Source organism: Phytoactinopolyspora alkaliphila, assembly GCF_010550695.1.
Classification (GTDB): domain Bacteria; phylum Actinomycetota; class Actinomycetes; order Jiangellales; family Jiangellaceae; genus Phytoactinopolyspora; species Phytoactinopolyspora alkaliphila.
This window is the reverse complement of the sequence record NZ_JAAGOB010000001.1, coordinates 172,147-186,234: the sequence shown is the minus strand read 5'-3', so window position 1 is coordinate 186,234 and position 14,088 is coordinate 172,147. Positions and strand designations below refer to the sequence as shown.

The window sequence follows — 14,088 nt, the reverse complement described above, 5'->3', positions numbered from 1 at the left end:
CTGCCGCCGCACGACGAGGATGACCGCATGACCGACCGGGTGACCGGCGTGCTCGACCGCGCCCAGCATCAGCCACCCCCTCCCCCTACTCTGCGCCGACGAGTACAGGCCCTCGTCGAGTCCACCGGATTCCAGCGGCTGATCATCACGCTCATCGTGGTCAACGCGGCGGTTCTCGGACTCGAGACTTACCCGGAGCTCACCGCGGAGTGGGGCGCGGTCCTGACCCCCCTCAACCGGGGCATCCTGGCGGTGTTCGTCGTGGAGATCGTCCTGCGAATCTACGCCTACCGCGGCCGGTTCTTCCGCTCCGGTTGGGGCTTGTTCGACTTGTTCGTCGTGGCCATAGCGCTGGTCCCGGCCTCGGGCGAGCTGGCCATCCTCCGGGTGTTGCGCGTGCTTCGGGTGCTTCGCATGCTCTCGACCGTCCGGTCGATGCGCCGAGTGGTGGGCGCCCTGGTGGCGGCGATACCGGGGATCGCGTCCATCGGCGCGCTGCTGATCATCCTCTACTACGTCGGCGTCGTGATGGCGACCAACCTGTTCAGCGGAATCTCACCGGAGCACTTCGGCAACCTCGGCCAGGCCGCGACCTCGATGTTCCGGATCATGATCGGCGACGGAGGGCTGGGCGACATCGTAGAGCCCATCGGCCGGCAGCAGCCCGCCGCGTGGCTGTTCTTCCTCGTATTCGTCGTGATCGCCACGTTCGTCGTGCTGAACCTGTTCATCGCGGTGACTGTCGAGGCGCTCGAGCGGCAGAAGGAAACCGACCCCGCGAATGTGCCCGGCCAGCTCGGCGCACCCCGCCCGGAGCGCGAAGACCAGCTTCTGGAGGCCATCGACGCGCTCCGCCACCAGGTCGCCTCGCTCGAACGGCGGCTCGACAAGCGGGGGGTCGACGATCGGGGGTTCGACGAGCGGCGGGGCGACGAGCGGCGGCGCTGAGTCGCGCCCGGCCTCAGAGCCGCCCGCTTCCCCGGCGGTTCAGGAAGATCGCGTACACCGAGGTGGTGGCCGTGATGAACAGACGGTTGCGTTTCGGGCCGCCGAAGGTGCAGTTGGACACGGTCTCCGGCACACGGATCTTCCCGAGGACCACGCCATCCGGTGAGAGGCAATGCACGCCGTCCTCGGCGCTGCACCAGAGGAAGTCCTCGTCGTCGACGGCCAGCCCGTCGGGGTTGCCCGGCGCCACCTCGGCGACCACGCGGGAGCCGGCCAGCCGGCGTCCGTCGCGAACCTCGAAGGCCCGCACATGGTGCGGACCTGGCGCGCCAGGTGAGTTGCCGCTGTCTGTGACGTACAGGACGGTCTCGTCGGTGGAGAAGGCGAGCCCGTTGGGCCTGACCATGTCGTCGACGACGACGTCCAGGCTTCCCGTGACGGGGTCCAGCCGGAAGACGTAGCACCCGTCAAGTTCGGGCGTCGCCTTGTGACCCTCGTAGTCGGTGAGGATCCCGTACGGCGGATCGGTGAACCAGATGCTCCCGTCGGACTTCACCACGACGTCGTTCGGTGAGTTGAGACGCCGCTCATCCAGCCGGTCGGCCAGCACCGTCACCGTGCCGTCCAACTCGGTGCGCGTCAGCGAGCGGCTGCCGTGTTCGCAACTGACCAGCCGGCCCTCGACGTCACGGGCATGACCGTTGGTGAACCGGGCCGGCTGCCGGAATACCGACACCTCGCCACCCTCCACCCAGCGCAGCATGCGGTCGTTGGGGATGTCGCTGAACAACAGCTGGCGAGCATCCGCGAAGTACACGGGACCCTCGGTCCACCTGCCCCCGGTCCACAGCCGTTCGAGCGACGCGTTACCCAGGACGAACCCGGAGAACAACGGGTCCAGGACCTCGACGTCAGCCATCATGCCGCCTCCTTACCGCGAGCCGCCGTTCCACACCCATGGCGAGCGGTCGTCACGGAACAATGCCATCACCGTCATCACCACGACGCCCACCACCGGCCACGCCAGCACCGCCGCGGGCGCGTCCAGTTCCAGCGGCAGCGTCACCGCAGTGCCCGGCTCCCCGGCCGTGGACGACGATCCGAGCCCGGCTCCCAAGCCCCAGGCGACAAATGACCCGGCCAGTCCTCCTGCCGCCAGCATCAGCACCGAGGTGACCGGCCGCCGCCGGTGCCGCCACCCCGACACGACACCCAGGACCAGCCCGACCGCGGCTCCGGCCAGAGCGAAGACGGCCACCCGGTCGAACAGGCGGCGAGCCTGGTCGATGGGCACCGAGAAGCCCCTCTCGGTGACTTGACCGGTGATCTCCGGAGACAGCAGATACCACACGACACCGAGCAGCACGCCGAACACCACGGAGGCGAGCCCGATCTCCACGCACACCCGGGTAGGGCTCATCGGCGGGCGCCGGCCTCGGGTCTTGGTTCCGGCGCGCCGGGGTTCGGCTACATCGGTCATCCGCACAATCAGACCACACAGGTGGGACCGAGCAACGCCTTGAGGTCGCCCATGAGTGCCGTGGAGGGGGTGACCCTCAGCCCGTCGGCCAGGCGCATCACGGTCACGCGCTCGGAGCCGGTCAGCTTCAGGTGAACCTCCGTGGCGCCCGGATGCGTCACCAGGACGTCCTTGAGTCGCTCGACCACAGGTGGTGTGCATCGGGTGACCGGCATGGTGACCACCAGCGGACCCGTGGGAGCCTCCGAGATGTCCGGCAGGCTCAGCTCGCTGGCGATGAACTGCGGGGAATCATCCCGGCGATCGAGCTTCCCCTTCACCAGCACGATCTCGTCCTCGATCAGCTGCGTGGCGTACAGCTGGTAGGTGGCGGGAAAGAACAGGCACTCGATAGCGCCCTCGAGGTCTTCGACGGTGGCGATGGCCCAGGTGTCGCCGCGCTTGGTCACCTTGCGCTGCACACCGGTGATGAGGCCGCCGATGGTGAGGTTGGTGCCGCTGGGCACCTCGGACTCGTCGCTGAGCATAGAGATGGGCCGGTCCGCCGCCGAGGCCAGCACATGCTCCAGACCGAGTAGCGGATGGTCGGACACATACAGGCCCAGCATCTCCCGCTCATAGCCGAGCTTGACCTTCTTGTCCCACTCGGAGAGTTCCGGGACGCTGATCTCCAGCCCGGAGCTCTCCTCACCGGCGCCGCCGAACAGGTCGAACTGCCCGATGGCTTCGTTGCGCTTCAGCGTGATGACCGCGTCCACCGTCTCGTCGACGATGGAGACCAGGGCCCGCCGTGCGTAGCCCATCGAATCGAAGGCGCCGGCCCGGACGAGCGATTCCACCACTCGCTTGTTGCACACCGGCACCGGGACCTTGTTCATGAAGTCGGGGAAGCTCTCGTAGCGGCCCTCGTTCTTGCGGGCCGAGACGATCCCCTCCACCACGTTGCCACCGACATTGCGGATGGCGGCAAGCCCGAACCGGATGTCGGTGCCGACCGGGGTGAAGTCGCCCTCGGACTCGTTGACGTCAGGAGGGAGCACCTTGATGCCCATCCGGCGGCACTCGGAGAGGTACAGGGCGGTCTTGTCCTTGTCACCGCGCACGGAGGTCAGCAGCCCGGCCATGTACTCCGCCGGATAGTGCGCCTTGAGGTACGCCGTCCAGTACGAGATGACGCCGTACGCGGCGCTATGAGCCTTGTTGAACGCGTAATCGGAGAACGGGACCAGGATCTCCCACAGCGTCTTGATGGCGTGCTCGGAGAATCCGTTGGCCTTCATGCCGTCCGAGAAGCCGACGTACTCCGCGTCGAGGACCTCGCGCTTCTTCTTACCCATGGCGCGGCGGAGCAGATCCGCTTTGCCGAGCGAGTAGCCCGCCAGCTGCTGGGCGATGGCCATGACCTGCTCCTGATAGACGATCAGGCCGTAGGTGGTGCCCAGGATGTCCTCGAGAGCGTCGGCCAGCTCTGGATGGATGGGGGTGATCTCCTGCTGGCCGGTCTTTCGCTGGGCGTAGTTGATGTGGGAGTTGGCACCCATGGGCCCCGGCCGGTACAGGGCGATGACCGCGGAGATGTCCTCGAAGTTGTCCGGCCGCATCATCCGCAGCAGTGAGCGCATGGGCCCGCCGTCGAGCTGGAACACGCCGAGAGTGTCGCCGCGGCCCAGGAGCTCGTAGGTGGCGGGGTCGTCCAGCGTCAGCTCGTCGAGGTCGATCGGGTCCTTGCCGTTCTTGACGATGTTCTTCAGCGCGTCGTCGAGGATGGTGAGGTTGCGCAGGCCCAGGAAGTCCATCTTGACCAGCCCGAGTGTCTCGCACGTCGGGTAGTCGAACTGGGTGATGATCGCGCCGTCCTGCTCCCGCTTCATGATCGGGATGGTGTCGAGCAGCGGCTCGGAGGACATGATCACGCCGGCGGCGTGCACGCCCCACTGGCGCTTCAGGTTCTCCAGGCCCTTGGCGGTGTCCACCACGTTGCGGACGTCGGCGTCGGACTCGTAGAGCTGGCGGAACTCGCCGGCCTCCGAGTATCGCTTGTGCTCGGGGTCGAAGATGCCGGTGAGCGGGATGTCCTTGCCCATGACCGCGGGAGGCATCGCCTTGGTGAGCCGCTCCCCCATGGCGAACGGGAAGCCGAGAACCCGGCTGGCGTCCTTGACCGCCTGCTTGGCCTTGATGGTGCCGTAGGTGACGATCTGGGCGACGTGATCACTGCCGTACTTCTCGGTCACGTAGCGGATGACGTCGCCGCGGCCACGTTCGTCGAAGTCGACGTCGAAGTCGGGCATGGAAGCGCGCTCGGGGTTGAGGAACCGCTCGAAGATCAGCCCGTGTTTCAGCGGATCGAGATCAGTGATGCCCATGGCGTAGGCGGTCATGGAGCCGGCTCCGGAGCCACGTCCGGGACCCACCCGCACGCCGTTGCGCTTCGACCAGTTGATGAAGTCGGCGACGATCAGGTAGTAGCCGGCGTACCCCTTGCCGGTCACCACCTCCGTCTCGTACTCGGCCTGCTTGCGGACGTCGTCGGGGATGCCGTTCGGGTACCGGGCGTGCAGCCCTCGCTCGACCTCCTTGACGAACCAGGAGGTCTCGTCCTCGCCCTCCGGCACCGGGAAGTGCGGCATGTAACGGCCGGCTTCCTCGACGAACTTGACCTCGCAGCGCTCGGCCACCAGCAGGGTGTTGTCACATGCCTCGGGCAACTCCGACCAGACGCCGCGCATCTCCTCCGCGGACTTCAGGTAGAAGTCCTCGGCGTCGAACTTGAACCGCTTGGGATCGGCCAGCGTGGACCCGGACTGGACGCACAGCAGCACCTCGTGCGCCTTGTGGTCCGCCTTGTGCGTGTAGTGCAGGTCGTTGGTGGCCAGCAGCGGCAGCGACAGATCCTTGGCCAGCCTGAGCAGATCCTCACGGACTCTGGTCTCGATGGACAGGCCGTGGTCCATCAGCTCGACGAAGAAGTTCTCCTTGCCGAATATGTCCCGGAACTCCGCGGCGGAGGCCACCGCGTCGTCGTACTTGCCGAGGCGGAGCAGGGTCTGGACCTCGCCGCTGGGGCACCCGGTGGTGGCGATCAGCCCGCCCGAGTACATGTTCAGCAGCTCGCGGTCCATCCGTGGCTTGAAGTAGAAGCCCTCGATGGATGCCCGCGACGAGAGCCGGAACAGGTTGTGCATGCCCGCGGTGGTCTCCGCGAGCAGGGTCATGTGGGTGTACGCGCCGCTTCCGGAGACGTCGTCACCGCCGCCGTCGCCCCACCGCACCCTGGTCTTGTCGAACCTGCTGGTCTTCGGGGTCAGGTAGGCCTCTGTGCCGATGATCGGCTTGATGCCGCTGGCGTTGGCCTTGCGGTAGAAGTCATAGGCACCGAACACATTGCCGTGGTCCGTGGTGGCCAGTGCGGACATCCCCTGGCGCGAGGCCTCGGCGAACAGATCGTCCAGCCGGGCGGCACCGTCCAGCATCGAATACTCGGTGTGCACGTGCAGGTGAACGAAGCTCCCGCTGGATCCGGCACTCGACACGACTAAAACCGACCTCCTAGAGCAACCACGCTGGTGAGACACCAGATTCCGCACCGAATCATCGATCCACCTGATGCGGTGCGCTCGATGGGAACACCGTCACTCTATGCCGCCCGGCCGACAACGTCGCGGCGCCCCGCCGTGGCCGCGCGGAACCGGTTCGGCGGCACCAGCCGGCGGGCCGCACACGTAATCTGAGCCTGGCACGGAGGGCGATTCGAATCGGATGCCGGCAGTGCGGGAAGACACGAGGAGAGACATGCGAAGGACATCTGTCCGGGCCGCCGGGATAGGCACCAGGACGGTGCCGAGCGAGGACACACCGGGTCCTCGTCAGCTCGACACCGCTATGCGCGGGCTGAGCCAAGCGGCCAACAAGGGCCGCCTCTGGCTCGCCATCGCCGCGGTCGGCGTGCTCGTGCCGGGCCAGACACGCCGGGCGGCCTGCCGTGGAATCGCCACCCTCACCGTAACCAGCGCCGTCGCCAACGGTGTCCTGAAGCCGCTGATCCGCCGACGGCGGCCGGATGCGGAACTGACGCCCGCGATCCGCAGGCTGACCCGCGAGCCGGTCACCACCTCCTTTCCGAGCGGACACGCCGCGTCGGCGGCCGCCTTCGCCACGGGTGTCGCCATGGAGAACACCGCGCTCGGTGCCGCGGTGACGCCACTGGCGGCGGCGGTCGCGTACTCCCGAGTCCACGTCGGCGTCCACCACGTCGGCGACGTCGTCGCCGGGGCGGTGCTCGGCGCCGGGGTAGCCCTCGCCGGACGGCGCTGGTGGCCGGTCCATCCGCGGATCCCCGCCCGTATCCGGCACGGTGCGCCGGCACCGGCGCTACCCCGTGGCGAGGGCATGCTCGTCGTGGTCAATCCGGCATCGGGTCGCCCGGGAAGCCCCCGCGAGGAGATCCTCGGGCTCCTCCCCCAGGCGGAGGTGGTCGAACTGGACGCCGACGTCGATATCGAGGCTGTGCTGGCGAGCAGGCGCGGCGTGGTGCGTGCCCTCGGGGTGGCCGGCGGGGACGGGACCGTCGCGGCGGCGGCAGCCGTGGCGGTCGCGCACCGCCTGCCGCTCGCGATCTTTCCCGCCGGCACTCTCAACCATTTCGCTCGCGACGTCGGGCTCGAGGGTTTCGACGACGTACGCACCGCGGTGGAGGCTGGTCAGGCCGTGGCCGTCGACATTGCCACCGCCGACGGTCGCACCTTCCTCAACACCGCGAGCATCGGCGGCTACCCGGATCTGGTGCGGCGCCGGGAAGCACTGGAGCACAGGTGGGGCAAATGGCTGGCCATGGCGCTGGCGGCCGGGCAGGTGCTGCACGCGCACCAGCCGCTGCGGGTGGCGCTCGACGGCGAGCCCGTCAGCGTCTGGCTGGTGTTCGTCGGCAACGGCTGCTACGTGCCGCGCGGAACCTTCCCGGCCTGGCGGCCCCGCCTCGACGACGGCTACCTCGACGTGCAGTACCTGTCGGCCGAGGGCCGTTTCTCCCGGACCCGCGCGGTGCTCGCGATCCTCACCGGAACCGGTGAGCGCAGCCGAGTGCATGTCTCGCGCACGCTGCGCACCCTGAAACTGGAAGCGCTCGGCGAGGAGGTGGGGCTGGCCTGCGACGGTGAGGCGGTCGGCAAGGTCAGCTCGTGCGCCTTCGGCAAGTTGCCCGGCGCTCTGGCGGTCTACCGCCCAACGTTGCCCGCCCCCGCTTCGTCACCTGATCGTCGATCTGTCGCCTGATCAGCCCTACCGAGACGATCAGATGCGCAAACCGGCGCTCACGTCGCAGTTCGGTCACCTGATCGCGTCTCGCTATGCGGACGCTGGACGATCAGATGGCATAGTGGCGGAGCATTCGCCGTTTCTGTCATCTGATCGCCTGGGCCCGCATGGCCGGGCAACGCGTGATGATCGGAAGGCAATTCGACGATCAGGTGGCAAAGGCGCCGTTAGCCGGCGAGCCGTTCGAGAGCACGGGCGAGATCGTCGGGATACGGCGACTCGAACCCCACCCGCTCCCCTGTGCCGGGATGCTCGAAACCCAGCCCCACCGCGTGCAGCCACTGCCGGGTGAGCTTCAACCGAGCCGCGAGGGTGGGGTCAGCCCCGTAGGTGAGGTCCGCTACGCACGGATGGCGCAGGGCGCTCATATGCACCCGGATCTGGTGGGTGCGGCCGGTTTCCAGGTGGATCTCGAGCAGGCTCGCGGCTGGGAACGCCTCGAGCGTCTCGTAGTGCGTGACGCTGGGTTTGCCGTCGGCGACCACGGCCCACTTGTAGTCATGCTCTGGATGCCTGCCGACCGGCGCGTCGACCGTGCCCCGGGACGGGTCAGGATGCCCCTGGACAAGAGCGTGATACGTCTTCTCCACGGTGCGCTCACGGAACTGCCGCTTCAGTGAGGTGTACGCCACCTCGGACTTCGCGACCACCATCACGCCGCTGGTGCCGACGTCGAGGCGGTGGACGACGCCCTGCCGTTCGGCAGCGCCGCTGGTGGAGATCCGGAAGCCCTGTCCGGCCAGTCCGCCCACCACGGTGGGCCCGGTCCAGCCAGGACTCGGGTGCACAGCCACACCGACGGGCTTGTCCACGACCACCACGTCGGCGTCGTCGTGGACGATCCGCATGCCTTCGACATGCTCGGGAACGACGCGGATGGGACCGGCGGGATCCGGCAGCTCGACCTCGAGCCAGCCGCCTGCCCGGACCCGCGCGGACTTGGACTCGGCCACCCCGTCCACGAGGACACGGCCGTCCTCCACGAGATCGGCGGCCTTGCTGCGGGAAAAGCCGAAGAGCCGGGCCAGGGCGGAGTCGAGTCGTTCTCCCTCGAGTCCGTCCGGCACAGGCATGGAGCGCCGGTCACTCACCTGGCTTCGGTCCCCGATTCGGTGTCCGGCGGCGGGTCTTGATCCCCGCTCGGCGCTTCAGGGCCGGTCGAGTCGTCGTCCCGGGAAGCACGCCCGCCCGGCTCACCGCCGACGGGCTCGCCGTCGAGCGGCTCGCCAATCTCCGTGTCGCCGGTGAGGGGACGGCCGGTCAGCCCGTCGTCGCCTTCGGGCCGCCGCATGCTGGAGAACTCCACGCCCCGGAAGCTCAGCAGAGCGATGAGTATCGCCGAGCCGACGATCGAGGAGTCGGCGATGTTGAACACCGGCCAGTTGGGCAGCTCGAGGAAGTCCACCACGTGACCCCGGAACGGACCGGGCTCCCGGAACAGCCGATCGGTGAACGTGCCCAGGGCACCGCCCAGCAGGCCGCCAAGGGCCACCGCCCACGCAAGGCTCGTCACCTTGCGGCTGACCCACAGGATCACGACGATCACGCCGGCGGCGATCACGGTCAGGACCACGGTCATCTCTGTGAACATACTGAACGCGGCGCCGGGGTTACGCACCAGCCGGAACTGCAGGAACTCGCCGATCACCTGGATGACCCGGCCACCGTCCAGGGCGCTGACCGCCCAGACCTTCGTCAGCTGGTCCAAGATGAGGACCACTGCGGCAATAAGGAGAAGCGCCGCCGTGCGGCGACGCGTTCTCACATCTCGTGTGTCGTCGCGGTTCAGCGACGCTCCTGTCGTTGTTTGCATGTCACACACAGTGTCGCACGAGGGAAGGCGAGCAGCCGAGCCTTGCCGATCGGATTGCCGCAACTCTCGCACACTCCGTACGTGCCGTCCTCGATCCGCTCCAGGGCGCGTCCGGTCTGATTGAGGATCTCCCGGTGGCTCGCGGCCAGCGACATCTCGTGCTCGCGTTCGAACGCCTTGGAGCCGGTGTCCACCTGGTCCTCGCTGCCGTCAGCTGTGCTGCGTCGCAGAAGCTCCGCGATCTCGACCTCGGCGTCGGCGATCTCCTCTCGGAGACGCTGGGCGTCGGCGAGGAGGGTCTCACGAACCTCGTCGAGCTCCTCGCCCGACCATGGTTCCTCGTCAGCGCGGACCACCAGCGCCGCGGCCTGCTCCTGTACCGCCGCGGTGTCCGTCCGGGCTGTCGTCTTCGCACCATCCGTGCGCTCGGCCATGCTCACGCACCCCTTCCCTGCCGTATGCCCGCCCACTCTTGTCCGGGTCAGGTGAGGATAGATCTTTCCCTGCTCTGCTTCAACGACGTGCCGTCTCTCAGCGTCCTCACAGGCCACCCCGGTCCGCCTTCCCGTTCCGGTTCAGCCGCGCCCGCTGCAGCGGGACATCCCGCGGCCGATCAAGCATCGACTCGATCAACATGCTTTGCACCTGGGCCGTTGCCGTACCGAAGGCGCCACACCCGCATCCTCCCGACCACCGCGGAGACCGTGTCCGGCCGCGCTTCCTGCGCTCGCGACGACCCGTCGCCACACCGGGACACGAGATGCACATCACGTCCGGTACACCTGCGGCTCGGCGCCCGTAGCGCGCCGGACGTCTGGCTGCCGCGCTCGCCAGCCGTCCACGGCTTGGTGAGCAACTGTACGCGTCGTAACCCCACCGGGCGAAGGATCACGTTCCGCCAGCTCACAATCGGGACCCGGCAGACAGCCGGGCCGGCGCGGAAACCCGTGTGATCGGCCCTCGATTCCTGCGTAGACTAGCCTCTGCGAGCAGGCGTCGATGGGACCAGTAGCGTGCGCGCACGGCCATGAGCGAGCCGGGGACGGTGTGAGCCCGGCGGCACGAGCGCACGCCAAGATCACCCCGGAGCCGCCGGAAGAACAGTGCCGCGCCGCTTCGTCGGGGTTTATCACCGGAGGCGCCGGCACCCAGTAGAACCGGCCGCGGCAATGAAGTGGGTCACCGACCCGGCGCACTGCCGGCGTGGCCAAGGAGGGTGGTACCGCGGGGCCGCGCGCTTCGTCCCTCCGTCGATGACGACGACGGAGGACTCGAGATGAGCGACGCCAGCACCCCGGCGGGAAACACCACGGGCGCCGGGCGCACGTACCGGGCGATGCCCGCGCAGGTCGATCTGCCTGCACTGGAGCACGAGGTGCTCGCCTTCTGGAAGAACAACGACGTCTTCGCCCGGACGCTGAAGTCGAGCGAGGGAAAGCCGTCCTGGACCTTCTACGAAGGCCCTCCCACCGCCAATGGAACGCCCGGCACGCACCACATCGAGGCGCGCGTGTTCAAGGACGTGTTCCCGCGCTACCGGACGATGAAGGGATACCACGTAGCGCGCAAGGCGGGCTGGGACTGCCACGGCCTGCCGGTGGAGATCGCGGTGGAGAAGGAGCTCGGCCTGTCGTCGAAGAACGAGATCGAGGCGTACGGCGTCGCGGCGTTCAACGACAAGTGCCGCGAGTCGGTCCAGCGCCACGTCGACGCCTTCGAGGAGATGACCGAGCGGATGGGCTACTGGGTCGACATGTCCCAGGCTTACCGCACCATGGACTCGTCGTACGTGCAGAGCGTCTGGTGGTCGCTCAAGCAGGTCTTCGATTCCGGCCTGCTCGTCGAGGACCACCGGGTGGCCCCGTACTGCCCGCGCTGCGGCACCGGGCTCTCGTCACACGAACTGGCTCAGGGCTACGAGACCGTCGCCGACCCGTCGGTGTTCGTCCGCCTTCCGCTCACCTCCGGACCGCTCGCCGGCCAGGCGGCGCTGCTCGTCTGGACCACGACGCCGTGGACTCTGGTCTCCAACACCGCGGTCGCCGTTCATCCGGAGGTGACGTACGTCGCGGCCACCTCTGGGTCGCCGGATTCGAACGAGACACTCGTCGTCGCCGAGCCCCTGTTCGAATCGGTGCTGGGCGAAGGCTGGACGGTCGCGGAGCGTTTCACCGGCGCCGAGATGGAGCGGTGGACATATCAGCGCCCGTTCGAGCTCGTGGACATCGGCGACGACCACCAGCCGGCCCACTTCGTCGTCGTCGACGACTACGTCACCACCGCCGACGGAACCGGCCTCGTGCACCAGGCTCCTGCGTTCGGCGCCGACGACCTCCGGGTCTGCAAGCGCTACGGGATGCCGGTGGTCAACCCGGTACGCCCGGACGGTACGTTCGCCGAGGACGTCCCGCTCGTCGGCGGGCAGTTCTTCAAGCACGCCGACGCCGCGCTCGCCCGGGATCTTGAGGACCGCGGCCTGATGTACCGGCACACCCAGTACGAGCACGAGTATCCGCACTGCTGGCGCTGCCATACGCCCCTGCTGTACTACGCCCAGCCCTCCTGGTACATCAGGACCACGCAGTTCAACGACGCCCTGCTGCGGGAGAACGAGAAGACGAACTGGTACCCGGAGACGATCAAGTGGGGCCGCTACGGCGAGTGGCTGCGCGGCAACGTCGACTGGTCATTGTCCCGGAACCGCTACTGGGGGACGCCCCTGCCCATCTGGCGCAACGACGAGGACCCGTCACGCCTGGTGTGCGTGGGATCCCTCGCTGAGCTTTCCGAATACGCCGGTGAGAACCTGTCCGAGCTGGACCCGCACCGGCCCTACGTCGACGACGTCACGTTCACCCTTCCCGGGGTGTCCGGCACGTTCCGCCGGGTACCGTACGTGATCGACGCGTGGTACGACTCCGGGTCCATGCCGTTCGCGCAGTGGGGCTATCCGTACGCACCGGGCAGCGAGGATGCCTTCACCGACGCCTACCCCGCCCAGTTCATCTGTGAGGCGATCGACCAGACACGGGGCTGGTTCTACACGCTCATGGCCGTCGGCACGGCCGTGTTCGACCGCTCGTCCTACGAGAACGTGCTGTGCCTGGGACACATCCTGGCCGAGGACGGCCGCAAGATGTCCAAGCACCTCGGCAACATCCTCGAGCCCATGCCGCTGATGGACGACCACGGAGCCGACGCGGTGCGCTGGTTCATGGCCGCCGGCGGGTCGCCGTGGCAGGCACGCGGCATCGGGCCGAACGTGCTCGGCGAGGTCGTGCGCAAGGTCCTGCTGACGTACTGGAACACCGCCTCGTTCCTGTCGTTGTACGGCCGGACGTCGTCGTGGACTCCCGCACAGGCGGCGCCGGACCCGAAGGATCGTCACGTGCTCGACCGCTGGGCGCTCAGTGAGCTGAACCGGCTGGTACGCGATGTCGACCAAGCGCTGGAGAACTTCGACACACAGCGCGCCGGCGCTCGCCTGGCCTCGTTCGTCGACGACCTCTCCAATTGGTATGTACGACGCTCCCGGCGCAGGTTCTGGGCCGGCGATCCGGCTGCGCTCGCCACCCTGCACCAGTGTGTCGAGACGCTGACCCGGCTGCTGGCGCCTATGGTTCCGTTCATCACCGAGCGGGTCTGGCAGGACCTGGTGGTACCGGTCGACCCGGACGCCACCGAGTCGGTCCACATGGCCGCGTGGCCGGACGTCGCTGATGAGCTGATCGACGAGCAGCTCGGCACCGAGGTCGCCCTCACCCGCCGGCTCGTCGAGCTGGGCCGGGCGGCACGCGCCGAGTCGAAGGTCCGGACCAGGCAACCGCTGGCCAGGGCGCTGGTCGGTGCCTGGGGCTGGGAGTCTCTGCGCGACGAGCTGCGCGACGAGATCGCCGACGAGCTCAACGTGGCGGAGGTCCGTTCGCTGAGCGACGCGGGCGAGGCGGGCGAGGCAGGCAGGAGCACCTCATCCGGCGATGCCTTGCTCAACGTGTCGGCCAAGGCGAACTTCCGGGCGCTGGGCAAGCGGTTCGCCAAGGACACCCCGAAGGTCGCCGCTGCGGTGGCTGAAACCGACGCCGCCGCGCTGGCCGCGGGCCTGCGGAGCTCCGGCGCGGTCACCCTGCAGGTCGACGAGCTCGGCGACGTCGAACTCGGCCCGGACGACGTCGTCATCACTGAGACCCCCCGGGAAGGCTGGGCCGTGGCCCGCGAGGGCGAGACCGTCGCGCTCGACCTGACACTGACCGACGAGCTGATCCGAGCCGGTATGGTGCGCGAGGTGGTCAGGCTGGTGCAGGAGGCCCGCAAGGGCAGTGGCTTCGACGTCGCCGACCGTATCGACCTGGCTTGGGCGGCCGGGCCTGACGCCGGCCAGCTGGCCGCGGCGATCCGGGAGCATCAGAGCCTGCTGGCCGACGAGGTCCTCGCGGTATCGGTCCACGACGACCTGGAGGCACTTGCCGGACACCCGGATCACACCGACGCGGAACTCGGGTTGACGTTCCGGCTGCGGCGCCCCTAGCGGACACGG

Annotated in this window: 9 protein-coding genes; 3 read left to right on the top strand and 6 right to left on the bottom strand. The window is 68.3% G+C overall.

The annotated features are described in order from the left end of the window. The first annotated feature begins 27 nt into the window (after positions 1-27). A complete protein-coding gene (locus tag G1H11_RS00735; protein WP_216843302.1) occupies positions 28-948 on the top strand; it encodes an ion transporter in 921 nt (306 codons plus the stop codon). Between the two features lie 13 nt (positions 949-961). Here the strand turns inward: G1H11_RS00735 and G1H11_RS00730 are convergent, their stop codons facing one another. Genes G1H11_RS00730 through dnaE form a run of 3 tightly spaced genes read right to left on the bottom strand, consistent with a single transcriptional unit; the run spans position 962 to position 5,901 of the window. Further along, the gene (locus G1H11_RS00730; protein WP_163815867.1) at positions 962-1,867 is read right to left on the bottom strand and encodes an SMP-30/gluconolactonase/LRE family protein; all 906 of its coding nucleotides are present in this window, start codon (positions 1,865-1,867) and stop codon (positions 962-964) included. Between the two features lie 12 nt (positions 1,868-1,879). Further along, entirely contained in the window at positions 1,880-2,428 is a 549-nt protein-coding gene (locus tag G1H11_RS00725) for a hypothetical protein (RefSeq protein ID WP_163815107.1), read from the bottom strand. 8 nt (positions 2,429-2,436) lie between these two features. After that, a complete protein-coding gene (dnaE, locus tag G1H11_RS00720) occupies positions 2,437-5,901 on the bottom strand; it encodes a DNA polymerase III subunit alpha (protein ID WP_174257312.1) in 3,465 nt (1,154 codons plus the stop codon). 319 nt (positions 5,902-6,220) lie between these two features. On the opposite strand from dnaE, the gene G1H11_RS00715 reads away from it, so the two are divergent. After that, a complete protein-coding gene (locus G1H11_RS00715; protein WP_163815103.1) occupies positions 6,221-7,699 on the top strand; it encodes a bifunctional phosphatase PAP2/diacylglycerol kinase family protein in 1,479 nt (492 codons plus the stop codon). A 209-nt stretch (positions 7,700-7,908) separates the two neighbouring features. Here G1H11_RS00715 and G1H11_RS00710 read toward each other — a convergent pair whose 3' ends face one another. From G1H11_RS00710 to G1H11_RS00700, 3 genes are read right to left on the bottom strand one after another with little or no spacing between them, the layout of a single operon-like run. Continuing rightward, positions 7,909-8,814 carry an RluA family pseudouridine synthase gene (locus G1H11_RS00710; RefSeq protein WP_163815865.1) on the bottom strand — a complete coding sequence of 302 codons (906 nt, stop codon included), beginning with the start codon at positions 8,812-8,814 and terminating at the stop codon, positions 7,909-7,911. Between the two features lie 14 nt (positions 8,815-8,828). After that, positions 8,829-9,554, bottom strand: a complete 726-nt coding sequence (gene lspA, locus G1H11_RS00705) for a signal peptidase II (RefSeq protein ID WP_163815101.1) — start codon at positions 9,552-9,554, stop codon at positions 8,829-8,831. Continuing rightward, positions 9,527-9,988 (bottom strand): TraR/DksA family transcriptional regulator, encoded by a 462-nt coding sequence (locus tag G1H11_RS00700; protein WP_163815098.1) that lies wholly within the window; start codon positions 9,986-9,988, stop codon positions 9,527-9,529. The genes lspA and G1H11_RS00700 overlap by 28 nt, the downstream gene beginning before the upstream one ends. Before the next feature lie 842 nt (positions 9,989-10,830). Between G1H11_RS00700 and ileS the strand changes: the two genes are divergently transcribed. Next, the gene (gene ileS / locus G1H11_RS00695) at positions 10,831-14,079 is read left to right on the top strand and encodes an isoleucine--tRNA ligase (protein ID WP_163815096.1); all 3,249 of its coding nucleotides are present in this window, start codon (positions 10,831-10,833) and stop codon (positions 14,077-14,079) included. Positions 14,080-14,088: the final 9 nt, after the last annotated feature.